Genomic DNA, 20,022 nt, shown 5'->3' on the forward strand with positions numbered 1-20,022 from the left:
AAATCGAAAATATGAATTTTTGTTGTTGACACTCTTTTAACGAGTGCCCACACAGATTGTCTTGTTATCAAATTGTTAAAGAACTTGCTCTTTAGAGCAGCTACTTTCGTAGCAGCTTGAGACGTTGTTAACTCTCTCAAGCGAGGCGCGCATTTTACAGCGCTTGGTTTCGATGTCAACTGTTTTTTTAATTTATTTTCAAAATTAACGTTTGTTGCATCGTGCGTCAGACTTAGCTTTCAGCTTGCTGACTCACTCATTAAAACATCGTTCTACTGAGTGATTCGAAAGTGTCGCTTGACTCTCCCGAAGCGGATGCGCATTTTACCGCGCTTCGTTTTGATGTCAACACTTTTTTTTCAATGAATTTCGGTGTTGGCCTCAATCTTGCTTACATCTTAAACACCGTCGCTTTGTCGGCGTCTCCGTAAGAAGAGGCGCGCATTTTAGAGATTATTGAGGAAGAGTCAACACTAATTTTTAAATTTATTGAATTTAATTAGAAAAGTCTAAAACACACACCAAACCTGGTTGTTAATTGGCCTTTTGCGTTATTTAGGTGTAAGTTATGTTAGTTAAATGTTACTTCGTTAAACTCTTTATAGAATTCGTTGTCTCATAATTGGTCGCTAAATATATATATAATAAAATTGGGTAGAAGATGAAAACGATACTTTCTATAGCTTTACTAAGTATTAGTAGCTTTTCCGTCAGTGCTTATCAAACACAAACATCACAGACTCAATCTATAAATAATAACTTAACTTCTGATTTTGTAGAAAGGCAAGTCAGTAAAAGCATGTCTATTGGTCGAGCGGTGAAAAGTATAATTAGTCATTACCCTCATGAAACAGAAACGGTCGTTAGCACAGCTCTTGATCTCTATCCCGACAGGTATAAGGAAATTATACACGCTGCCATATCCGCTCAGCCGGCCATGACCGAGACAGTAGTGACCGTAGCTATCAATAAAGGTATTACTAGTTGCAGTAGTGTAGTAGAAACTGCTATCGCGGCAGAACCTAGCTATGTTGATTTCGTAGTTAACGCTGCAGCCAATACCACGCCTAATGAACTTGATGAAATAGTAAGAGTCGCCGTTATTACAGAACCTGACTCGGCTGACTATATAGTACAAACGTTGGCGCAGTCGCATCCGAATAGAATTGCCGAAATACTTAAAAGCGCCGTAAACGCAGTACCGTTTGTAGGTGAATATATGGTAGATGCGCTTTTAGCAGTTTTCCCAGGGAAAGCGGAAAAGGTAGTCACAACCGCAGTAAGAGAAGTCAACTCTGAAAATGAATACATGCGAAAGATCTTAAAATCGGCAAGTGATGCAGGTGTAAAGAAAGACGATCTGATGATTTATGCTAAAAATGCTGGTGCGGATGAAGAACAAATCGAAATTATTCTTTCTAGTGTTAATGAAAGCAATTGATAATTACTCTCTTATCTTACAGAGAAGGTTTTGATTGCCTTTAAATAGTATCATTGTAAAAGTGAAATGCATTACCTACGGTAAACACATACTTGCAAATCTAATTGTTTCTTAAGTACTTAGTTTCGCTAGCTGTACTAGATTGCTTTATTCGAATGCTCTCTATTCTGCCTTTATCTATAATAATTCAGACATATTAAAAACTGATTTTGCCACGATGCCACTTTTTAAAGACATAAAAAAACCCGGATTAACCGGGTTTTTTTATTGGAACAGGTAATTATTCCGCTGCTGCTTCAGTTTCTTCAACTTCTTCAACAACAGGGCGGTCAACCAATTCAACGTACGCCATAGGCGCATTATCACCAGTACGGAAACCACATTTAAGAATGCGAATATATCCACCTGGGCGAGACTCATAACGTGGGCCTAGCTCGTTGAACAATTTACCTACTACCTCTTTATCACCCGTACGTGCCATAGCTAGACGACGGTTAGCTACGCTATCTTGCTTAGCTAGTGTGATTAGAGGCTCAATTACGCGACGCAGCTCTTTAGCCTTTGGCAAAGTCGTTTTGATGATTTCGTGCTTCACCAAAGAGCCAGCCATGTTTTTGAACATCGCCTGACGATGACTGCTGTTGCGATTTAACTGACGACCACTCTTACGATGGCGCATAGCTCTATCCTTCTTTACAAATCAGTGTTAATGCAATCTGATTAATCTTTCTCAGCGATGCTTTCAGGCGGCCAATTTTCTAGGCGCATACCTAAAGACAATCCGCGAGAAGCCAGCACGTCTTTAATCTCAGTAAGAGACTTTTTACCAAGGTTAGGCGTTTTAAGTAGCTCAACCTCAGTGCGCTGTACCAGATCACCAATGTACTGGATAGCTTCAGCTTTCAAACAGTTTGCAGAGCGAACAGTAAGCTCAAGATCATCAACCGGGCGAAGTAAAATCGGATCAAATTCCGGCTTCTCTTCTTTTTGCTCCGGTACAGACATGTCACGAAGTTCCACGAATGCGTCTAACTGTTCAGCTAAAATAGTAGCTGCACGACGAATCGCCTCTTCGGGATCTAACGTTCCGTTAGTTTCCATGTCAATGATAAGTTTGTCTAAATCTGTGCGTTGTTCAACACGTGCAGATTCAACATTGTAAGCAATACGCTCAACTGGGCTGTATGAAGCATCCACTAACAAACGACCGATTGGTCGATCATCTTCTTCAGAGGAACGACGAGCTGAAGCAGGTACGTAACCACGACCCATTTCTACTTTAATGCGCATGCTTACTTCAGCATCACCAGTCAAAGTACAAATGACATGTTCGGGGTTTACGATTTCAACATCACCGTCATGCTGGATATCACCAGCAGTCACAGGGCCCGCACCCGACTTAACTAAAGTTAACGTCGCTTCAGTCTTACCTTCAAGACGTACTGCTAACCCTTTAAGGTTCAGCAGGATCTCGATAACGTCTTCTTGAACACCTTCTTTGGTGCTGTATTCATGCAAAACGCCGTCAATTTCAACTTCAGTCACTGCACATCCAGGCATAGATGACAGAAGAATACGACGAAGTGCATTGCCTAGTGTGTGTCCAAAGCCACGCTCTAGAGGTTCTAGAGTTACTTTTGCACGGGTAGGCGATACGTTATCAATTTCGACTAACCTTGGTTTTAGGAATTCAGTTACAGAACCCGACATTGTTTCCTCTCTTGATTAGGCTTTACTTAGAGTAAAGTTCGACGATCAACTGTTCGTTAATTTCAGCAGACAAGTCTGAACGCTCAGGAATACGCTTGAAAACGCCTTCCATCTTCTTGCTGTCTACTTCAATCCAAGTTGGTTTCTCACGCTGGTCCGCCAACTCTAAAGCAGCAACGATACGCGCTTGCTTTTTCGCTTTTTCACGAACGGATACAACGTCTTCAGCAGAAACGTTAAAAGAAGGTATGTTAACAACTTTACCGTTTACCATGATAGCTTTATGACTTACTAGCTGACGTGCTTCAGCACGCGTGCTTGCAAAACCCATACGGTATACAACATTGTCAAGACGCTGTTCTAAAAGTTGTAGCAGGTTTTCACCTGTATTGCCTTTTAAACGCGCAGCTTCTTTATAGTAATTACGGAACTGCTTTTCCAATACGCCATACATACGACGTACTTTTTGCTTTTCACGTAACTGAACACCGTAGTCAGATAGACGGCCACGACGGGCACCATGCTGACCAGGCGCAGTATCAATTTTACATTTCGAGTCAATTGCTCGAACGCCACTTTTAAGGAACAGGTCAGTTCCTTCGCGGCGGCTAAGTTTGAGTTTAGGACCCAAATATCTTGCCATGATCTTTCTCCAACAGTCCGTCGATTAAACGCGACGTTTTTTCGGTGGACGACAACCGTTGTGAGGAATAGGCGTCACATCGGTAATATTTGTGATTTTGTAACCTGTAGCATTCAGGGCACGGATAGCAGACTCACGGCCTGGACCTGGACCTTTAACGAATACTTCAAGGTTCTTCAAACCGTATTCCTGAGCTGCTACACCAGCGCGCTCAGCAGCAACCTGTGCAGCGAACGGAGTAGATTTACGTGAACCACGGAAACCTGAACCACCAGACGTTGCCCAAGCCAAGGCATTACCTTGACGGTCTGTAATTGTCACAATAGTGTTGTTGAAAGAGGCATGAATATGAGCCATACCATCAGCAACTTGACGTTTTGCGCGCTTACGCGCACGAGTAGGTGCTTTTGCCATACTTTAATCCCCCGCTTACTTCTTAATAGGTTTACGAGGACCTTTACGTGTACGCGCATTAGTTTTAGTGCGCTGACCACGTAGAGGCAAGCTACGACGGTGGCGAATACCACGGAAGCAACCTAGGTCCATCAAACGTTTGATGCTCATTGAAACTTCACGACGTAGATCACCTTCAACAGTGAATTTAGCTACTTCGTCACGAAGTTTATCGATTGTTGTTTCATCAAGATCTTTGATCTTGGTTGACTCTGCAACACCAGCATTGGCACAAATGCTTTTAGCACGAGTTGGGCCAATACCGTAGATCGCTTGAATAGCGATTACAGTATGCTTGTGTTCAGGGATGTTAATGCCAGCGATACGGGCCATTAACAGCACTCCTCTAGTTAAATTGTCATCGGCCTAAAAAGCCCGTTAGGATACTTACCCGACGAACAAATTGCAAATTTAAGGTTGGGATACCTTGTAAGTAAAGGGACATCCCAACACCGCGTAGATTAGCCTTGCCTTTGCTTATGCTTAGGGTCAGAGCTGCAGATCACACGCACAACGCCGTTGCGCTTAATGACTTTACAGCTGCGGCAAATCTTCTTAACGGATGCACGAACTTTCATTTCACCACTCCGTAACTGCTAACTTATCGGCCGTAGCCTTTAAGATTCGCTTTTTTAAGAACAGACTCATATTGATGTGACATCAAATGTGTCTGCACCTGCGCCATGAAATCCATGATTACCACTACAATAATTAGTAGTGATGTACCGCCGAAATAGAATTGTACATTCCAGGCGATAAGCATGAACTCAGGCACCAAACAAATAAAGGTAATATAAAGCGCACCAGCCAAAGTAAGGCGAGTCATTACTTTATCGATATACTTGGATGTTTGCTCGCCCGGACGAATACCAGGAACGAACGCACCAGATTTTTTCAAATTATCTGCTGTCTCACGCGGGTTGAATACCAACGCCGTGTAGAAGAAGCAGAAGAAAATAATCGCAGCTGCATACAACATCACATACAGAGGTTGTCCAGGAGACAACATCAGTGCCACATCTTGTAACCAAGACGCAGACTCATTCTGACCAAACCAACTAGCAATAGTTCCAGGGAACAAAATAATACTAGAAGCAAAGATTGGTGGAATGACACCCGCCATATTTACCTTTAACGGTAAATGTGTACTTTGCGCAGCAAACACCTTGCGGCCTTGCTGACGTTTAGCATAGTTTACAACGATGCGACGCTGTCCACGCTCAACGAATACTACAAAGTACGTGATGGCTATCATAATCACGCCAATCAGCAACAAGAATAATAGATTCAAGTCACCTTGTCTGGCTTGTTCCGCCGTTTGACCAATCGCTGTTGGTAAACCTGCAACAATACCAGTAAAGATCAGAATAGAGATACCGTTGCCGATACCTCTCTCTGTAATTTGCTCACCTAACCACATTAAAAACATGGTACCAGTGACAAGGCTTACTACCGCTGTAAAGTAAAAACCAAAACCAGGATTAATCACCAATCCTTGAATAAGATTTGGTAAGTTCGTCGCGATACCAATTGCTTGGAACGTTGCCAACACTAGCGTGAAATAACGCGTGTACTGACTAATCTTGCGACGTCCTGCTTCACCTTCTTTTTTCAACTCCATCATCGGCGGATGCACTACTGTGAGCAACTGCATGATAATTGAAGCCGAAATATAAGGCATGATTCCAAGAGCCAGAACTGAGGCACGTTCAAGTGCACCACCAGAGAACATGTTAAACATTTCTACGATAGTACCTTTTTGTTGCTCAAATAATTGAGCCAACACCGCGCCATCAATACCAGGAATAGGCACATATGAGCCAAGTCTAAATACAATGATCGCACCCAGTACGAACAACAATCTTGATTTAAGCTCGCTCAAGCCACCTTTTGCGCTTGAATCCAATCCTGGTTTAGCCATCTAGCTTATTCCTCTACTTTACCGCCAGCTGCTTCAATCGCTGCACGGGCGCCTTTAGTTACCTTTAAACCGCTTACTGTAATAGCGCGTGAAATCTCACCGCTCTTAACAACTTTAACGTGAAGCATGTCTTTCTTAACAAGACCAGCCGCTTTCAAAGTGTCTAGAGAAACGATTTCACCTTCTACCTTAGCAATTTCATTCAACGTAACTTGGTCAGAAACCAAAGATTTACGTGAAGTGAAACCAAACTTAGGTAGACGACGCTGGATTGGCATTTGACCGCCTTCGAAACCTGGCTTAACAGAACCGCCTGAACGACTCTTTTGACCTTTATGGCCACGACCACCAGTTTTTCCAAGACCAGAACCAATACCACGGCCCACACGCTTTTCAGAATGTTTAGCTCCTGGTGCAGGAGCAATAGTGTTCAAACGCATTTCTTACTCCTCCACGATCTCAACCATGTAATATACACGGTTGATCATGCCACGAACGGCTGGAGTATCTTCCAGCTCACGAACATGACCGATGCGACGTAAACCTAAGCCAGTCAAAGTAGCTTTGTGCTTAGGTAGACGACCAATAGAGCTTTTAGTTTGCTTTACTTTAATCATCTTAGCCATGTTCAATTACCCCAAAATTTCTTCTACAGGCAATCCACGCTTAGCAGCAACTTGCTCAGGTGACTTCATATCAGTCAGAGCGTTGATAGTTGCGCGAACAACGTTGATTGGATTAGTAGAACCGTAACATTTTGAAAGTACGTTCTGTACACCAGCCACTTCTAGTACTGCACGCATCGCACCACCGGCGATGATACCCGTACCTTCTGATGCAGGCTGCATATAAACTTTAGAGCCTGAGTGACGACCCTTAATTGGGTGCTGTAGAGTGTTACCGTTTAGGTCAACAGTCACAAGGTTGCGACGTGCTTTTTCCATAGCTTTCTGGATAGCAGCAGGAACTTCACGTGCCTTACCATATCCGAAACCTACACGACCATTACCGTCACCAACTACCGTTAAGGCAGTGAAGCTAAAGATACGACCACCTTTAACTACTTTAGATACACGGTTTACGGCAATTAGCTTCTCTAACAGTTCACCGTTTTGAACTTCAACTTTAGCCATAATTAACTCCTAGAACTGAAGACCAGCTTCGCGAGCTGCATCAGCCAATGCTTTAACTCGACCGTGGTACTTAAAGCCGCTACGATCAAACGCAACAGATTTAATGCCTTTCTCGATAGCTCGTTCTGCAATCGCTTTACCAACTGCTGCAGCTGCTTCAGCATTACCTGAATATTTCAGGTCTTTGCGAATGTCTGCTTCAACAGTAGAAGCTGCCGCCAACACTTCAGAACCGCTTGCAGCGATTAGCTGAGCGTAAATGTGGCGTGGTGTACGGTTTACAACCAAGCGATTAACGGCCAGTTCACTAATTTTTTTGCGTGCGCGGGTAGCGCGACGCAAGCGAGCTGCTTTCTTATCCATCGTATCACCCACCTACTTTTTCTTAGCTTCTTTACGACGCACAACTTCATCAGCGTAACGAACACCTTTACCTTTATAAGGCTCTGGTGGACGGTATCCACGGATGTTAGCTGCTACTTGACCTACCAACTGCTTGTCAGCGCCTTTGACGACAACTTCAGTTTGGCTAGGAGTTTCTACGGTAATGCCCTGAGGCATTTCGTATACTACAGGGTGTGAGAAGCCTAGAGTTAGATTAAGCTTGGCACCTTGTGCTTGAGCACGGTAACCAACACCAATCAACTGAAGCTTTTTCTCAAAACCTTCTGATACACCGATAACCATTGCGTTAAGCAAAGCGCGAGCTGTACCAGCTTGAGCCCAACCATCAGCAAAACCTTCACGAGGTGCTACTTTAAGTTGATTCTCTTCCTGTACAACTTCAACCGCGTCGTTAAACGTACGGTTCAATGTACCTTTACTACCTTTTACTGTGATATCTTGACCAGCGATAGTGATTTCTACGCCAGACTTGATTTCAACAGGAGCTTTAGCTACACGTGACATTGATATTCCTCCGTTACGCTACATAACCGATGATCTCACCGCCCATGCCTGCTTTACGCGCAGCACGGTCAGTCATCACACCTTTTGAGGTTGACACGATAGCAACGCCCAAACCACCCATAACCTTTGGAAGCTCATCTTTTTTCTTATAGATGCGCAGACCAGGACGGCTTACACGTTCAATGCTCTCGATTACTCGTTTGCCTTCGAAGTACTTAAGAGTAACTTCCATTACAGGCTTAACGTCACCAGTGACAGAGAAGTCTTCGATGTAACCTTCTTCTTTCAAAACTTTTGCGATTGCAACGCGTAGTTTTGAAGAAGGCATAGCTACAGCAACCTTCTGTGCCATTTGGCCGTTACGGATGCGGGTAAACATATCCGCGATAGGATCTTGCATGCTCATATTCGCTACTCCTTACCAGCTGGCTTTTTTCAAGCCAGGGACTTCACCGCGCATAGCTGCTTCGCGCAACTTGATACGGCTAAGGCCAAATTTGCGTAGGTAACCGTGAGGACGGCCAGTTATACGGCAGCGGTTTTGCTGACGTGAACGAGCTGAATCACGAGGAAGTTGTTGTAGCTTAAGAACAGCATCCCAACGCTCTTCTTCAGAAGCGTTAACATCGCTGATAATCGCCTTAAGCGCCGCACGCTTTTCTGCGTACTTTGCTACTAGCTTCGCGCGTTTTACTTCGCGCGCTTTCATTGATTCTTTTGCCATAACCCTACACCTTATTTTCTGAATGGGAAGTTAAACGCATCAAGCAATGCTTTTGCTTCCGCATCTGTACCTGCGCTAGTAGTGATAGTGATATCCATACCGCGCACCTTATCAACTTTATCAAAGTCGATTTCAGGGAAGATGATTTGCTCACGAACACCCATGCTATAGTTTCCACGGCCATCGAACGACTTAGGGTTCAAGCCACGGAAGTCACGGATACGAGGAATTGCAATTGAAACTAGACGCTCAAAGAATTCCCACATACGTTCGCCACGTAGGGTTACTTTACAGCCAATCGGATAACCTTCACGGATTTTGAAACCCGCAACAGATTTACGAGCAACGGTAACAACTGGTTTTTGACCTGCGATAGCAGCCATGTCAGCTGTTGCATTCTCAAGAACCTTTTTGTCCGCTACTGCTTCACCTAAACCCATGTTTAGAGTGATTTTTTCAATCCGAGGGACTTGCATGACGCTTTTGTAACCGAACTGCTTAGCAAGTTCCGCCACTACTGTTTCTTTATAGAAATCATGCAGTTTCGCCATCGTACTCTCCAATTAATTAAACTAGCTCACCGTTAGACTTGAAGAAACGAACTTTCTTCTCGTCTTCGAAACGGAAACCTACGCGATCCGCTTTACCCGTTTGAGGGTTAACGATCGCTACATTAGAAACGTGAATTGAAGCTTCTTTCTCAACGATACCACCAGGGATATTCAATTGAGGGTTAGGCTTCTGGTGTTTTTTCACCAAATTCACACCTTCAACGATCAGACGGTCTTCAGAAGTAAGAACTTTAAGGACTTTGCCTTGCTTGCCCTTATCCTTGCCGGCCAATACGACTACTTCATCATCACGACGAATTTTTCTAGCCATTATCGTGACTCCTTATAGTACCTCAGGGGCCAGTGAGATGATCTTCATGAAGCTATCGCCACGAAGCTCACGGGTTACCGGTCCAAAGATACGCGTACCAATTGGTTGCTTGTTTGCATTTAGCAAAACAGCTGCGTTGTTGTCGAAACGGATTGTTGAACCGTCAGGACGACGAACGCCTTTTTTAGTACGCACCACCACTGCATTCAGTACGTCACCTTTTTTAACTTTACCGCGAGGAATTGCTTCCTTGACGGTAACTTTGATGATGTCACCGATATGTGCATAACGGCGATGCGAGCCACCTAGAACCTTAATACACTGAACCCTGCGAGCGCCGCTGTTGTCGGCAACATCCAGGTTAGTTTGCATTTGGATCATTGTTAGTGCTCCGCTGTTGTTAAGACTCTCTCGAGTCGTTTCCGCTGTTAAAACCAACAAAAATTGCTGGTTTAATGTACATACCCCCACAAAAAGGGCGCGAAATGATAACAGAAAATAACGCTGGGTGATAGTTGAATTTGAAAAAAAATTAAACAGTTAAAAGAAGGGTATTGGCAACTAATTTTGTCGCCTACCAAAACGATATAAGTGTCTATTTTTTAAACTATTATAACGCACTTCTGCTCATTCGCAGATACCATCAATTTGGCTTAATGATGCAATATTCAAGTGTTCCTTCGGAAAATATTTTCCGCCAACGACTGTTTTTGGACATAAAAAAGGAGCGACATTGCGCTCCTTACTGCACTCTTAATTTTTAGCTTCTAGTGAAATGCATTCATTAGGCAAAAACAACGTCACCCTTGTGGTTTTGATTGATTACGCCATCTAGTTTCTCTTCAATAACATGGCGTTTAACTTTCAAAGTTGGTGTTAGTAAATTGTTTTCTATTGTCCACGGTTCTTCAAGTACAACAATACGATCAAGCACTTGATGGCTTTCAAGCTTACCATTCACCTTCTCTAGCGTTTTACGCAGCGACACTTCAATCTCGTCTTTAGGCAACGTTTTAGCTTCATCAGATAACACAACTAATGCAATCGGTTGCTTGAGACTACTCCCCGTTACACATACCTGTTCAATATTAGAATTTTCCATCAGCAATGACTCAATGGGCACTGGCGTGACATACTTACCCTTCGCGGTTTTAAAGATGTCTTTTAATCGACCCGTTATTCTCACATAACCTTCATTGTCGATTTCACCTTTATCTCCTGTACGCAGGAAGCCATCTTCTGTAAACACTTCTGCAGTTTTTTCAGGCTCTAGATAATATTCCCGCATGTTACAAGGCCCTTTCACCTGCAACTCGCCATCTTCCGAAATGCGCAAGGTAACCCCTTCGTAGGGGCGACCAATACTGCCGACCTTATCTAAACGGAAGGGAACACAACTCGTACCGTAAGCACTATTTTCTGTCATTCCCCACCCTTCGGAGATTTGCACTCCAATTCGGGCAAACCAACGAATTGTAGACGGTGAAATCGGCGCTGATCCGCTGGCACAAAGTCGCGCGCTATTCAAGCCCAGCTGTTCGCGTATCTTTTTCGCAACGATTTTATTGATAATAGGAATAGACAAAAGAATGTTTAGCTTTTTCTGAGGCATCTTTGCCAACACGCCCATTTGGAATCGTGTCCATAGTCTGGGAACAGACACAAATAACGTAGGGTCACACCATTTAATGTCGCGCTGGAACGTATCTAACGACTCTAAGAAATGAATCTCAGATGCCGAATAAAAACTGGCTGATTCTATCAATACTCGTTCGGTGATATGCGCCAGCGGCAAGTAACTTAAAATTCGGTCGTTCTCGTCAACATTCAATTCTTTCAATGAATTTGACGCAGCCCAACTGATAGAGCGATAAGGGTGCACCACGCCTTTAGGATTGCCCGTACTACCCGAGGTGTAAATGATGGTCATAACATCATCTAAATCTGGAATAGGGTTACCTTCCAGCGGCTCATGCTCCAGCATTTCTGCCCAACTGATGTTGGCCATATCTTTTACATAAGAAAAACCAATGGTGGGTACTTCATCGGGAATGGCTGCGAATTGTGCATCGGCATCATCCAATTTTCCCATGAATATCGCTTTGCAGCCCGCGTGCTTCAAGACATATTGTATTGTGTCTTTCCCCGCTGTTGGGAAAATAGGAACTGAGACGCAGCCAGCCAACATAATGGCCATATCTGCAATAAACCACTCTGCACAGTTTTTAGAAAGAATAGAAATGTGGCTACCTTTCTCTAAACCGAGCTTGTGAAGACCAGCAGCGACACGCCTTACTTGGTCGTCAAAGCCTTTCCATGTATACGTTTTAATATCGCCATCAACAGGCTGTTTCAAAAAGATTTTATCTGGGCGTTTCTCAACTTGTTGATAAAACGACTCTAACGGGGTAATCAAAGACATGTATGCGCTACCTGCTATTAAAACTATCCAGAACAGGTAGCGTAAAACTATTGTAAACAAAATGCTAACAGTAGTTTTTAATCACGTATATAAATTCTATTTATAATGGTAATTATTCAACCAAACGGCATTGTTAGCACCTACCACACCTCAAAACGCACGCTTAAATGCTTTTTCAATAAAGGCGACTTCTTCCGCTGATAGATATGTATCGAGCAAGTCGCTCAATGTCTCTACAAGAGTATGGATATCTGAAAACGAAAGATGGTTTGTGATGCCTAACCGCAAACCTGTTCTGTTCTTAGATACCGAAGGATAGCACACCGCAGAGGCATAAAACCCCTTTTCCATAAGTGCTTTAGCAATTTTATTTGTGACGTCTTGCTTTCCAAGGCCAATATAGCGAATTGGAGTTGCGTTATTTGCGATGAGTGGCACGTTCCATTTTTCACACAAGCGATTAAACAACGTGACACGTTCAGACAAATCAGCCTGCAATCGTGTAACCGTTCCATCTAGGTGAAGTTTTGCAGAAGCCACGGCGGCCCCGAGCACAGGCGGTGATACCGGGCTTCCCCAGTAGAAAGGCCCACCCAATAACCTAACACGATCACGACTCGCTTTATCTGGGAACACAACGCAGCCCCCGCCCGCGCCAAATGCCTTAGTAAACGAATGGGCAACATACATTCTCTCATGTTGCCCGCATTCCAACGCATATCCTCTTCCATGTTTACCATACCAACTTAAACCGTGGGCATCGTCTACGTATAGTTTCAGATTTGGATAACTATCAAGTAAGGCCAATAATTCCGGAATTGGCGCATAATCGCCGTACATGGAATACAACCCATCGATGAGATACCACACTGTTTGCCCTTTGCGCGTCGTAAGAATATCCGTCAACGCAGACAAATCGTTGTGACGAATTGTTTGGTTCGTAATGCCACGGTGAACTAAGTAGTCACTGGTTAATTTCAAGCAGTGGTGAGATTGAATATCTAACACGAGATGATCAGCATCATCGACTAGAATCGGTAAGGTCGCAATATGTCCAATCGCCGTACTAAGGTTCACTGTAACTGGTGCGTGAAAGATTCGTTCTAGCAGTATCTCTAACTCTTCGTATAGGGGGCACTGCGCGAATGCCCGACATGAAGAGTATTGCGTACCATATTGACTCGCTGCCAGGCTTGCACCTTGCGCCAAACGCGGGTCTAGCTCTAACCCCAGATATGAACATGACGATAAATTAATCATCGCTTTGCCGTTCACATCAAATTTGCCGTCGTGAAAGGGGGTACTATCTGGCGTTACAAAAAATAATCCTTCATTGATAGCCGCTCGCCCGCTTTGCTCCATTAATGCCAATTGCTGTTGAAAATTCGTTCTCATGATTCATCCTTGCCATTTGGTTAAAAAGGAATCAGAGATTAACATGAGAGAGCAAAATATTAACCCAGCAACTGGTCATTCAAGTGAGTGGAAAATTTTACAATCAAATAAAAAAACGCCAGCAATATCAGCTGGCGTGATTACACTGTATTGGCAAGATAGAGGTTAGCCTCGTTGCCTTACAATTTCGTATAAGCATATGCCTGTTGCCACAGACACGTTTAAGCTAGACACTGATCCTGCCATCGGCAACTTCACTAGCTCGTCACAATTTTCGCGCGTGAGTCTGCGCATGCCTTTCCCTTCCGCTCCCATTACCAGTGCTGTTGGGCCAGTCAGTTTTGTATCATAAAGGGTCTGCTCTGCTTCGCCAGCCGTACCCACTATCCATACACCCGCTTTTTGTAAGTCTTTCAATGTGCGCGACAAATTGGTGACTTGAATCAACGGTACAGTTTCTGCCGCACCACAGGCGACTTTTCGTGCCGTGGCGGTCAATTTTGCAGATTTGTCTTTTGGCACAACAATCGCGTCAACGCCTGCTGCATCAGCGGTACGTAAACACGCTCCTAAATTGTGAGGGTCTGTAACACCATCAAGCACCAACAAAAACGCTTGCTTAGCATTGGCGACAATGTCATCAAGGTCGGTTTCTGTAAATTGCTTACCGGGTTTCGCTCGCGCAACCACGCCTTGGTGCTGTTCACCGTCAACCTTGTCATCTAACACTCGACGCTGGCAAAACTGGATTGAGATACCAAAGCGTCTTGCCTGATTAATAATATGCGTTAACCGCTCGTCGTCTCGCCCCTTAAGAACGAACATTTCAATGATTCTTTCTGGCTCACGGCTTATCACAGCGTCCATTGCATGGATGCCATATAGCCATTCTTGTTGTGCCATGGTTACTTCTTCCTACTTTTTGACGGTTTCTTTGCTTGCGAACGCTTGCCTTTTGGGGCGCTACGCTCATTGCGCTTTTGTGAGGCTTTTTTACTGACTTTTTTGACAGGGATAGCTTTTCCGCCTTTGCCCCGCGCTTGTTTAACATCGAGAATAAAGTCGATTTTGCGCTCATCAAGATTGACTGCAGCAACCTTTACTCGCACTTCATCTCCCAGTCGGTATTGCATACCTGAGCTTTCCCCCATCAAACACTGGCGTACCTCATCATAATGGTAATAGTCATTCTCTAAAGACGAGATATGCACAAGACCATCAATATGAAACTCCGTTAGTCTGACGAAAAAACCAAAGCTGGTAACAGAGGCAATCACGCCTTCAAACTTATCGCCAACGTGATCGAGCATGAATTCACACTTCAACCAGTCTGCGACATCGCGCGTTGCATCATCAGCTCGGCGTTCTGTCATTGAGCATTGTTCGCCCAGAGATTCCACCTCTTCCACTGCGTATGATTTGCCGCCAGTTTTCGATTTTCTCTCAGCCAGTTTATCTAACACAGCCTTAATCGCTCGGTGTACGACCAAGTCAGGATAACGCCGTATCGGAGACGTAAAGTGTGCGTATGCGTCGAGCGCCAGCCCAAAGTGTCCGATATTGTCGCAATCGTAAACGGCCTGTTTCATCGAACGCAGTAGCATTGTCTGAATTAATTCCTGATCAGGGCGATTGCGGATTTTCTCTACCACATCTGTGAAATCTTGCGGCTTCGCCTCTTTGCCAATTTTATGCTCTATGCCCACTTCTTTCAGATACGACATAAAGCTGACTAAACGCTCTTCATTGGGTTCATCGTGAATTCGATACAACCCCTCGGCCTTGTGCTTTTCTAAAAATTTCGCGGCTGAGACATTAGCCAAAATCATGCACTCTTCAATAAGCTTGTGAGCATCATTTCTGACTACAGGCACGATATGATCGATTTTACGCTGCGCATTAAAAATGAATTTATTTTCTTGGGTTTCAAATTCAATCGCACCGCGTTTTAAACGACTGCGCTTTAACGCACGATACATATCGTGCAAATTGCGCAAATGAGGTACATGCTCTGCGTAGCGCTTATGTAATTCAGGATCGCCTTGCAGAATATCCCATACTTTCGTGTAAGTTAGCCGTGCTTTTGAATTCATGACTGCTTCATAAAACTGAAAGTCTTGCAGTAACCCTTTAGGCGAAACCGTCATTTCACACACCATACATAGCCTGTCGACGTGTGGATTTAATGAACATAAACCGTTCGACAACACTTCAGGCAACATAGGAACAACTTGTTCAGGAAAATACACTGAATTGCCACGGTTAATGGCTTCCTGATCAAGCGCGGTGCCGGGGCGAACGTAGTAACTAACGTCCGCTATAGCAACCCAAAGTTGCCAACCGCCATCATCAAGAGGCTCACAAAACACAGCATCATCAAAATCCCGCGCATCTTCGCCGTCAATGGTCACAAGAGGCAATTGGCGCAAGTCTACGCGATTGGTTTTGGCTTGTTCAGGCACCTCTTCTGTCAGTCCGTCTATTTGACGACTGACGCTGTTTGGCCAAACATGTGGAATATCAAAGGTGCGAAGCGCCATTTCAATTTCCATACCGGGGGCCATGTGCTCACCCAATACTTCTTTGATTTTCCCTACCGCATTCACGCGTTTGCGGGGACGCTGTGTTAACTCTACCACAACAATATGTCCCTGACGCGCGCCATTAACGTGCTCAGGTGGGATAATAATTTCCTGACAGATTCGGCTATCGTCAGGTATCACTACGCCAAAACCACTTTCAAAATAGTAACGCCCTACTATTGGCTCTTCTCTTGGCTCAATCACTCGAACAATTCGTGCTTCGCGACGGCCTCGATTATCTTGGCCACTTTCTTTTGCCAAAACGATATCGTCGTGAATCAAAGTCGCCATTTGCGGTTGACTAATGAAGAGATCTTTTTCACCGTCTTCGCGCTTTAAAAAACCGAAACCGTCACGATGCCCAATGACGCGCCCCTTGATCAGCTCCATTTTATCCGCGAGACCATATTTTTTCTGGCGATTGAATATTACCTGACCTTCCCGCTCCATCGCCCGAAGACGGCGCTGAATACCCACTCGATTTTCTTCGCTGTGTGCGTTAACACGCTCACAAATTTCCAAAAATGATAGCGGTTTTTTGGCTTGAGTTAGGGTATCAAGCAGATGCTCCCTACTTGCCACAGGGTTTTCGTACTTTTCTTTTTCGCGTGCGTAATACGGATCGTCGCTCATTAAATACCAGCGCTATATGTGTGGGGAAGTGTTAGACTTCCGATTATATTAAAGTATGGCTGCATTCACAGTCCTATGTAGATTAAATAAATTCGTAAGCATCACCGAAAAGGTGCTCTAGTATCAGCCCTTTTTGATGAAACTCTTCTCGGGCCACGCCTGCCATTTCAAAGCGCCCAGCCAAATAAACATAATAGGGTTCCAAGCTGACAAAATCTTCTAATACCGCTTTATGTACCCACCCGGTTTTGCCCGACCATGCTTCTGGTGGCTCTTCCAGTACAGGCACAAAGCGGAAATGTTTGTTAGATTCTGCAAGCGCATTTAATTCATCATATTTGTACATGTCTTGCAATGTACGAGTGCCCCAATACAAAAATAGAGGCTCACTCACATCGCCAGCTAGCATTTCTTTAAGTAAAGAATAGGTATAAGAGAAGCCCGTGCCGCCAGCCATAAGAATTGTTGGACGAGGCAGATTTTCTCTTAAGTATGCTTTGCCATGACCGCCATCAACGTCAACTCGCCCATCAGCGAGCATTTTATCAAGCACCTCAGTGGCATAGCTGTTTGCTGGCCCCGCGCCAATGTGCAGTTCTAACGTATCCACGTTGTCACTGGGTGCAGTGGCAAGAGAAAAAGGACGCTTGTCTTCCTCGCCCATTACTACGCGAATATATTGACCGGCTTTAAAAGGTAGAGGTGAAGCAGGCAACAACGTCACTTTATGAACCACATCAGTAAGAGGTTCAATGCGTGTTACCTGACATTCTGTTTGTGCGTATGCTTGCATATTTTTATCACTTTATATTTTTAATCTAGTCCAAGCGAAGGCCATAGTTCGTCGACGCGTTTTTTAACATCTTCGTCCATTTCAATAGGAACACCCCATTCTCGATCTGTCTCGCCGGGCATCTTATTTGTCGCATCCAGCCCCATTTTCGAGCCGAGCCCTGAAATAGGTGACGCAAAATCCAGATAATCAATCGGTGTATTTTCGATCATAGTCGTATCTCGCGCAGGATCCATTCGGGTTGTAATCGCCCATATGACATCGTGCCAATCGCGCGCGTTCACGTCATCGTCACATACAATAACAAACTTGGTGTACATAAACTGTCTTAGAAAAGACCAGACACCCATCATTACACGCTTTGCATGACCGGGATATTGCTTTTTCATGGTGACAATCGCCAATCGATACGAACAACCTTCTGGCGGTAAATAAAAATCGACAATTTCAGGAAACTGCTTTTGCAATATCGGTACAAACACTTCGTTTAATGCTACGCCAAGTATGGCTGGCTCATCGGGTGGCCTGCCTGTATAAGTAGAATGATAGATTGGTTTTTTACGATGGGTAATATGGGTAACTGTAAACACCGGAAAATCATCGACTTCATTATAATAGCCAGTATGATCTCCGTAAGGCCCTTCAGGTGCAGTTTCGTTGGGGGCAATATACCCTTCAAGCACAATTTCTGCACTTGCTGGAACCTGCAAATCATTTGAAACCGATTTAACCACTTCGGTTTTCTCACCACGCAATAAACCCGCAAACGCGTATTCAGACAATGTATCTGGTACAGGCGTAACCGCGCCTAAAATGGTAGCGGGATCGGCCCCCAGCGCAACGGACACTGGATAATTCTCGCCCGGATGTGTCTGACAAAACTCTCTGAAATCGAGCGCGCCTCCGCGATGAGACAACCAACGCATAATCACCTTGTTCTTACCCAATACTTGCTGTCGGTAAATCCCAAGATTCTGGCGCTTTTTAAAGGGCCCCTTGGTGACCGTTAAGCCCCATGTAATCAAAGGTGCAGCATCCCCTGGCCAGCAGCGCTGAATCGGCAATGCCGTTAAATCGACGTCATCACCGCTTAATACGACTTCCTGACATGGCGCTTTTTTGACTTCTTTTGCAGGCATATTCAGCACTTGTTTAAACACAGGCAGCTTTTCCCATAGATCTTTCAATCCTTTAGGTGGCTCTGGCTCTTTAAGGTACGCCAGTAATTTGCCTACGTCTCGAAGCGCGTCTACAGAGGGTTGCCCCATTCCCATGGCAACACGTTCAGGGGTGCCAAACAGATTTGCCAACACGGGTACATCATACCCTTTCGGGTTTTCGAAAAGGATGGCTGGACCGCCTGCTCGTAAGGTGCGGTCAGCGATTTCCGTCATCTCTAAATCTGGATCTATCTCTGCTGTTACGCGCTTTAACAGGCCTTTATTTTCAAGTTGTCGGATAAAATCTCGTAAGTCTTTGTATTTCATATTGAATGGGAGTACGCTTGATTGTGTCAATTATAAACATCTGTGAGCGTAAGTACGAGTCATACTGAATATCGCACACAGATTAAGGATGAAAAGTGCGGTTTTATAGAATAAAAGCGACGTTTTTGATCATTTTTGGGGTCTTCTTTCCCATGACGGTACAGGCTTGTTCTGAGCCGGCGCACCGACATTTTGATTTCTGGCTCGGCAATTGGCACGTCTACACCCCTTCTGGCGATCTAGCCGGAGAAAACCTTATCTCTAAAACATTAAAAGATTGTGTCATTGAAGAATACTACACAACGGCGTCGGGCTTTGCTGGCAAAAGTATAAACATGTACAACAAGCACAGCCAACAATGGCAACAAATGTGGGTGGATAACACAGGCACGATGCTTACTCTCATTGGCGGATTGAACGAACACGGCGACATGGTCCTATCTGCCGCAGGCAAGTCTTCGCAAGGGGAGCCTCTCACCCACCGAATCACTTGGACACCCAAGAAAGACGGCACAGTAAGACAACACTGGCAAATGCAGCTAAGTCATCACAATGATTGGCAAACTGTATTTGACGGTATCTATAAAAAACGCGATTAGCGTTTACATTGAAACATGGAGAACATCGATGGCTTTTAATGAACAAATGACAGAAGAGCTTAACCTGTTACTTAAGTTTCCGACAAAAAGCTTAATGCAGGGGCTAAAGATTCATCAAGATGCAGACCCAACTATGATCTCAGCGGCAAAGCGGTTGTTTGATAAAGGTATCATTACCCAGCAAGATGGCGGATACCTTACTGATCTTGGACATGATTTAATTGAACATGCACAAGTTATTGAGTCAGCATTGACTCACACCTAAACCCTATATTCTGACTGCGTAGTTAGGGTT

The 20,022-nt window shown here is 44.4% G+C and carries 26 protein-coding genes; 3 read left to right on the plus strand and 23 right to left on the minus strand.

Annotated elements, in window-relative coordinates; genetic code table 11:
- Nucleotides 1–661 precede the first annotated feature (661 nt).
- Nucleotides 662–1,441: a hypothetical protein gene (locus tag OE749_RS17035; protein WP_263713692.1), complete on the plus strand. Its 780-nt coding sequence runs from the start codon at nt 662–664 to the stop codon at nt 1,439–1,441.
- A gap of 280 nt (nt 1,442–1,721) precedes the next feature.
- Here OE749_RS17035 and rplQ read toward each other — a convergent pair whose 3' ends face one another.
- From rplQ to ubiD, 23 genes are all read right to left on the minus strand, one after another.
- Nucleotides 1,722–2,120 (minus strand): 50S ribosomal protein L17, encoded by a 399-nt coding sequence (gene rplQ, locus OE749_RS17040; protein WP_263713693.1) that lies wholly within the window; start codon nt 2,118–2,120, stop codon nt 1,722–1,724.
- A gap of 41 nt (nt 2,121–2,161) precedes the next feature.
- Complete coding sequence (locus OE749_RS17045) at nt 2,162–3,151, minus strand: DNA-directed RNA polymerase subunit alpha (protein WP_263713694.1); 990 nt, start codon at nt 3,149–3,151, stop codon at nt 2,162–2,164.
- Nucleotides 3,152–3,173: 22 nt separating this feature from the next.
- On the minus strand, nt 3,174–3,794 hold the full coding sequence (gene rpsD / locus OE749_RS17050) for a 30S ribosomal protein S4 (protein ID WP_263713695.1): 621 nt from the start codon (nt 3,792–3,794) through the stop codon (nt 3,174–3,176).
- Nucleotides 3,795–3,818: 24 nt separating this feature from the next.
- Complete coding sequence (gene rpsK / locus OE749_RS17055) at nt 3,819–4,208, minus strand: 30S ribosomal protein S11 (protein WP_263713696.1); 390 nt, start codon at nt 4,206–4,208, stop codon at nt 3,819–3,821.
- A gap of 15 nt (nt 4,209–4,223) precedes the next feature.
- Nucleotides 4,224–4,580: a 30S ribosomal protein S13 gene (gene rpsM, locus OE749_RS17060; protein WP_263713697.1), complete on the minus strand. Its 357-nt coding sequence runs from the start codon at nt 4,578–4,580 to the stop codon at nt 4,224–4,226.
- Nucleotides 4,581–4,708: 128 nt separating this feature from the next.
- Entirely contained in the window at nt 4,709–4,825 is a 117-nt protein-coding gene (rpmJ, locus tag OE749_RS17065) for a 50S ribosomal protein L36 (protein WP_124029298.1), read from the minus strand.
- A 23-nt stretch (nt 4,826–4,848) separates the two neighbouring features.
- The gene (secY, locus tag OE749_RS17070) at nt 4,849–6,168 is read right to left on the minus strand and encodes a preprotein translocase subunit SecY (RefSeq protein WP_263713698.1); all 1,320 of its coding nucleotides are present in this window, start codon (nt 6,166–6,168) and stop codon (nt 4,849–4,851) included.
- 5 nt (nt 6,169–6,173) lie between these two features.
- Nucleotides 6,174–6,608 carry a 50S ribosomal protein L15 gene (gene rplO / locus OE749_RS17075; protein WP_263713699.1) on the minus strand — a complete coding sequence of 145 codons (435 nt, stop codon included), beginning with the start codon at nt 6,606–6,608 and terminating at the stop codon, nt 6,174–6,176.
- A gap of 3 nt (nt 6,609–6,611) precedes the next feature.
- Nucleotides 6,612–6,794, minus strand: a complete 183-nt coding sequence (gene rpmD, locus OE749_RS17080) for a 50S ribosomal protein L30 (RefSeq protein WP_263713700.1) — start codon at nt 6,792–6,794, stop codon at nt 6,612–6,614.
- Between the two features lie 6 nt (nt 6,795–6,800).
- The gene (gene rpsE / locus OE749_RS17085; RefSeq protein WP_263713701.1) at nt 6,801–7,301 is read right to left on the minus strand and encodes a 30S ribosomal protein S5; all 501 of its coding nucleotides are present in this window, start codon (nt 7,299–7,301) and stop codon (nt 6,801–6,803) included.
- 9 nt (nt 7,302–7,310) lie between these two features.
- Nucleotides 7,311–7,664: a 50S ribosomal protein L18 gene (rplR, locus tag OE749_RS17090; protein ID WP_263713702.1), complete on the minus strand. Its 354-nt coding sequence runs from the start codon at nt 7,662–7,664 to the stop codon at nt 7,311–7,313.
- Nucleotides 7,665–7,676: 12 nt separating this feature from the next.
- Entirely contained in the window at nt 7,677–8,210 is a 534-nt protein-coding gene (gene rplF / locus OE749_RS17095; protein WP_263713703.1) for a 50S ribosomal protein L6, read from the minus strand.
- A gap of 13 nt (nt 8,211–8,223) precedes the next feature.
- The gene (gene rpsH / locus OE749_RS17100; protein WP_263713704.1) at nt 8,224–8,616 is read right to left on the minus strand and encodes a 30S ribosomal protein S8; all 393 of its coding nucleotides are present in this window, start codon (nt 8,614–8,616) and stop codon (nt 8,224–8,226) included.
- A gap of 12 nt (nt 8,617–8,628) precedes the next feature.
- A complete protein-coding gene (rpsN, locus tag OE749_RS17105) occupies nt 8,629–8,934 on the minus strand; it encodes a 30S ribosomal protein S14 (protein ID WP_263713705.1) in 306 nt (101 codons plus the stop codon).
- Between the two features lie 11 nt (nt 8,935–8,945).
- Nucleotides 8,946–9,485 carry a 50S ribosomal protein L5 gene (gene rplE / locus OE749_RS17110; protein ID WP_263713706.1) on the minus strand — a complete coding sequence of 180 codons (540 nt, stop codon included), beginning with the start codon at nt 9,483–9,485 and terminating at the stop codon, nt 8,946–8,948.
- 16 nt (nt 9,486–9,501) lie between these two features.
- Nucleotides 9,502–9,816 carry a 50S ribosomal protein L24 gene (gene rplX / locus OE749_RS17115; RefSeq protein ID WP_263713707.1) on the minus strand — a complete coding sequence of 105 codons (315 nt, stop codon included), beginning with the start codon at nt 9,814–9,816 and terminating at the stop codon, nt 9,502–9,504.
- A gap of 12 nt (nt 9,817–9,828) precedes the next feature.
- The gene (gene rplN, locus OE749_RS17120) at nt 9,829–10,197 is read right to left on the minus strand and encodes a 50S ribosomal protein L14 (RefSeq protein ID WP_263713708.1); all 369 of its coding nucleotides are present in this window, start codon (nt 10,195–10,197) and stop codon (nt 9,829–9,831) included.
- A 403-nt stretch (nt 10,198–10,600) separates the two neighbouring features.
- Nucleotides 10,601–12,238: an AMP-binding protein gene (locus OE749_RS17125; RefSeq protein ID WP_263713709.1), complete on the minus strand. Its 1,638-nt coding sequence runs from the start codon at nt 12,236–12,238 to the stop codon at nt 10,601–10,603.
- 150 nt (nt 12,239–12,388) lie between these two features.
- On the minus strand, nt 12,389–13,633 hold the full coding sequence (locus tag OE749_RS17130; RefSeq protein ID WP_263713710.1) for an aminotransferase class I/II-fold pyridoxal phosphate-dependent enzyme: 1,245 nt from the start codon (nt 13,631–13,633) through the stop codon (nt 12,389–12,391).
- Between the two features lie 165 nt (nt 13,634–13,798).
- A complete protein-coding gene (gene rlmB, locus OE749_RS17135; RefSeq protein ID WP_263713711.1) occupies nt 13,799–14,536 on the minus strand; it encodes a 23S rRNA (guanosine(2251)-2'-O)-methyltransferase RlmB in 738 nt (245 codons plus the stop codon).
- 2 nt (nt 14,537–14,538) lie between these two features.
- A complete protein-coding gene (rnr, locus tag OE749_RS17140; protein WP_263713712.1) occupies nt 14,539–16,848 on the minus strand; it encodes a ribonuclease R in 2,310 nt (769 codons plus the stop codon).
- An 82-nt stretch (nt 16,849–16,930) separates the two neighbouring features.
- Nucleotides 16,931–17,641 carry an NAD(P)H-flavin reductase gene (fre, locus tag OE749_RS17145; RefSeq protein ID WP_263713713.1) on the minus strand — a complete coding sequence of 237 codons (711 nt, stop codon included), beginning with the start codon at nt 17,639–17,641 and terminating at the stop codon, nt 16,931–16,933.
- Between the two features lie 20 nt (nt 17,642–17,661).
- Nucleotides 17,662–19,128 carry a 4-hydroxy-3-polyprenylbenzoate decarboxylase gene (gene ubiD / locus OE749_RS17150; RefSeq protein ID WP_263713714.1) on the minus strand — a complete coding sequence of 489 codons (1,467 nt, stop codon included), beginning with the start codon at nt 19,126–19,128 and terminating at the stop codon, nt 17,662–17,664.
- A gap of 95 nt (nt 19,129–19,223) precedes the next feature.
- On the opposite strand from ubiD, the gene OE749_RS17155 reads away from it, so the two are divergent.
- On the plus strand, nt 19,224–19,727 hold the full coding sequence (locus OE749_RS17155) for a hypothetical protein (RefSeq protein WP_263713715.1): 504 nt from the start codon (nt 19,224–19,226) through the stop codon (nt 19,725–19,727).
- 28 nt (nt 19,728–19,755) lie between these two features.
- The gene (locus OE749_RS17160; RefSeq protein ID WP_263713716.1) at nt 19,756–19,992 is read left to right on the plus strand and encodes a TIGR02647 family protein; all 237 of its coding nucleotides are present in this window, start codon (nt 19,756–19,758) and stop codon (nt 19,990–19,992) included.
- Nucleotides 19,993–20,022: the final 30 nt, after the last annotated feature.

This window comes from Fluctibacter corallii (assembly GCF_025751585.1).
GTDB lineage: Bacteria > Pseudomonadota > Gammaproteobacteria > Enterobacterales > Alteromonadaceae > Fluctibacter_A > Fluctibacter_A corallii.

What these genes read in the sequence shown, in the direction of transcription:
- OE749_RS17035 (WP_263713692.1), top strand. Translation starts at nt 662, where the DNA reads ATGAAAACGATACTTTCTATAGCTTTACTAAGTATTAGTAGCTTTTCC.
- rplQ (WP_263713693.1), bottom strand. Translation starts at nt 2,120, where the DNA reads ATGCGCCATCGTAAGAGTGGTCGTCAGTTAAATCGCAACAGCAGTCAT.
- OE749_RS17045 (WP_263713694.1), bottom strand. Translation starts at nt 3,151, where the DNA reads ATGTCGGGTTCTGTAACTGAATTCCTAAAACCAAGGTTAGTCGAAATT.
- rpsD (WP_263713695.1), bottom strand. Translation starts at nt 3,794, where the DNA reads ATGGCAAGATATTTGGGTCCTAAACTCAAACTTAGCCGCCGCGAAGGA.
- rpsK (WP_263713696.1), bottom strand. Translation starts at nt 4,208, where the DNA reads ATGGCAAAAGCACCTACTCGTGCGCGTAAGCGCGCAAAACGTCAAGTT.
- rpsM (WP_263713697.1), bottom strand. Translation starts at nt 4,580, where the DNA reads ATGGCCCGTATCGCTGGCATTAACATCCCTGAACACAAGCATACTGTA.
- rpmJ (WP_124029298.1), bottom strand. Translation starts at nt 4,825, where the DNA reads ATGAAAGTTCGTGCATCCGTTAAGAAGATTTGCCGCAGCTGTAAAGTC.
- secY (WP_263713698.1), bottom strand. Translation starts at nt 6,168, where the DNA reads ATGGCTAAACCAGGATTGGATTCAAGCGCAAAAGGTGGCTTGAGCGAG.
- rplO (WP_263713699.1), bottom strand. Translation starts at nt 6,608, where the DNA reads ATGCGTTTGAACACTATTGCTCCTGCACCAGGAGCTAAACATTCTGAA.
- rpmD (WP_263713700.1), bottom strand. Translation starts at nt 6,794, where the DNA reads ATGGCTAAGATGATTAAAGTAAAGCAAACTAAAAGCTCTATTGGTCGT.
- rpsE (WP_263713701.1), bottom strand. Translation starts at nt 7,301, where the DNA reads ATGGCTAAAGTTGAAGTTCAAAACGGTGAACTGTTAGAGAAGCTAATT.
- rplR (WP_263713702.1), bottom strand. Translation starts at nt 7,664, where the DNA reads ATGGATAAGAAAGCAGCTCGCTTGCGTCGCGCTACCCGCGCACGCAAA.
- rplF (WP_263713703.1), bottom strand. Translation starts at nt 8,210, where the DNA reads ATGTCACGTGTAGCTAAAGCTCCTGTTGAAATCAAGTCTGGCGTAGAA.
- rpsH (WP_263713704.1), bottom strand. Translation starts at nt 8,616, where the DNA reads ATGAGCATGCAAGATCCTATCGCGGATATGTTTACCCGCATCCGTAAC.
- rpsN (WP_263713705.1), bottom strand. Translation starts at nt 8,934, where the DNA reads ATGGCAAAAGAATCAATGAAAGCGCGCGAAGTAAAACGCGCGAAGCTA.
- rplE (WP_263713706.1), bottom strand. Translation starts at nt 9,485, where the DNA reads ATGGCGAAACTGCATGATTTCTATAAAGAAACAGTAGTGGCGGAACTT.
- rplX (WP_263713707.1), bottom strand. Translation starts at nt 9,816, where the DNA reads ATGGCTAGAAAAATTCGTCGTGATGATGAAGTAGTCGTATTGGCCGGC.
- rplN (WP_263713708.1), bottom strand. Translation starts at nt 10,197, where the DNA reads ATGATCCAAATGCAAACTAACCTGGATGTTGCCGACAACAGCGGCGCT.
- OE749_RS17125 (WP_263713709.1), bottom strand. Translation starts at nt 12,238, where the DNA reads ATGTCTTTGATTACCCCGTTAGAGTCGTTTTATCAACAAGTTGAGAAA.
- OE749_RS17130 (WP_263713710.1), bottom strand. Translation starts at nt 13,633, where the DNA reads ATGAGAACGAATTTTCAACAGCAATTGGCATTAATGGAGCAAAGCGGG.
- rlmB (WP_263713711.1), bottom strand. Translation starts at nt 14,536, where the DNA reads ATGGCACAACAAGAATGGCTATATGGCATCCATGCAATGGACGCTGTG.
- rnr (WP_263713712.1), bottom strand. Translation starts at nt 16,848, where the DNA reads ATGAGCGACGATCCGTATTACGCACGCGAAAAAGAAAAGTACGAAAAC.
- fre (WP_263713713.1), bottom strand. Translation starts at nt 17,641, where the DNA reads ATGCAAGCATACGCACAAACAGAATGTCAGGTAACACGCATTGAACCT.
- ubiD (WP_263713714.1), bottom strand. Translation starts at nt 19,128, where the DNA reads ATGAAATACAAAGACTTACGAGATTTTATCCGACAACTTGAAAATAAA.
- OE749_RS17160 (WP_263713716.1), top strand. Translation starts at nt 19,756, where the DNA reads ATGGCTTTTAATGAACAAATGACAGAAGAGCTTAACCTGTTACTTAAG.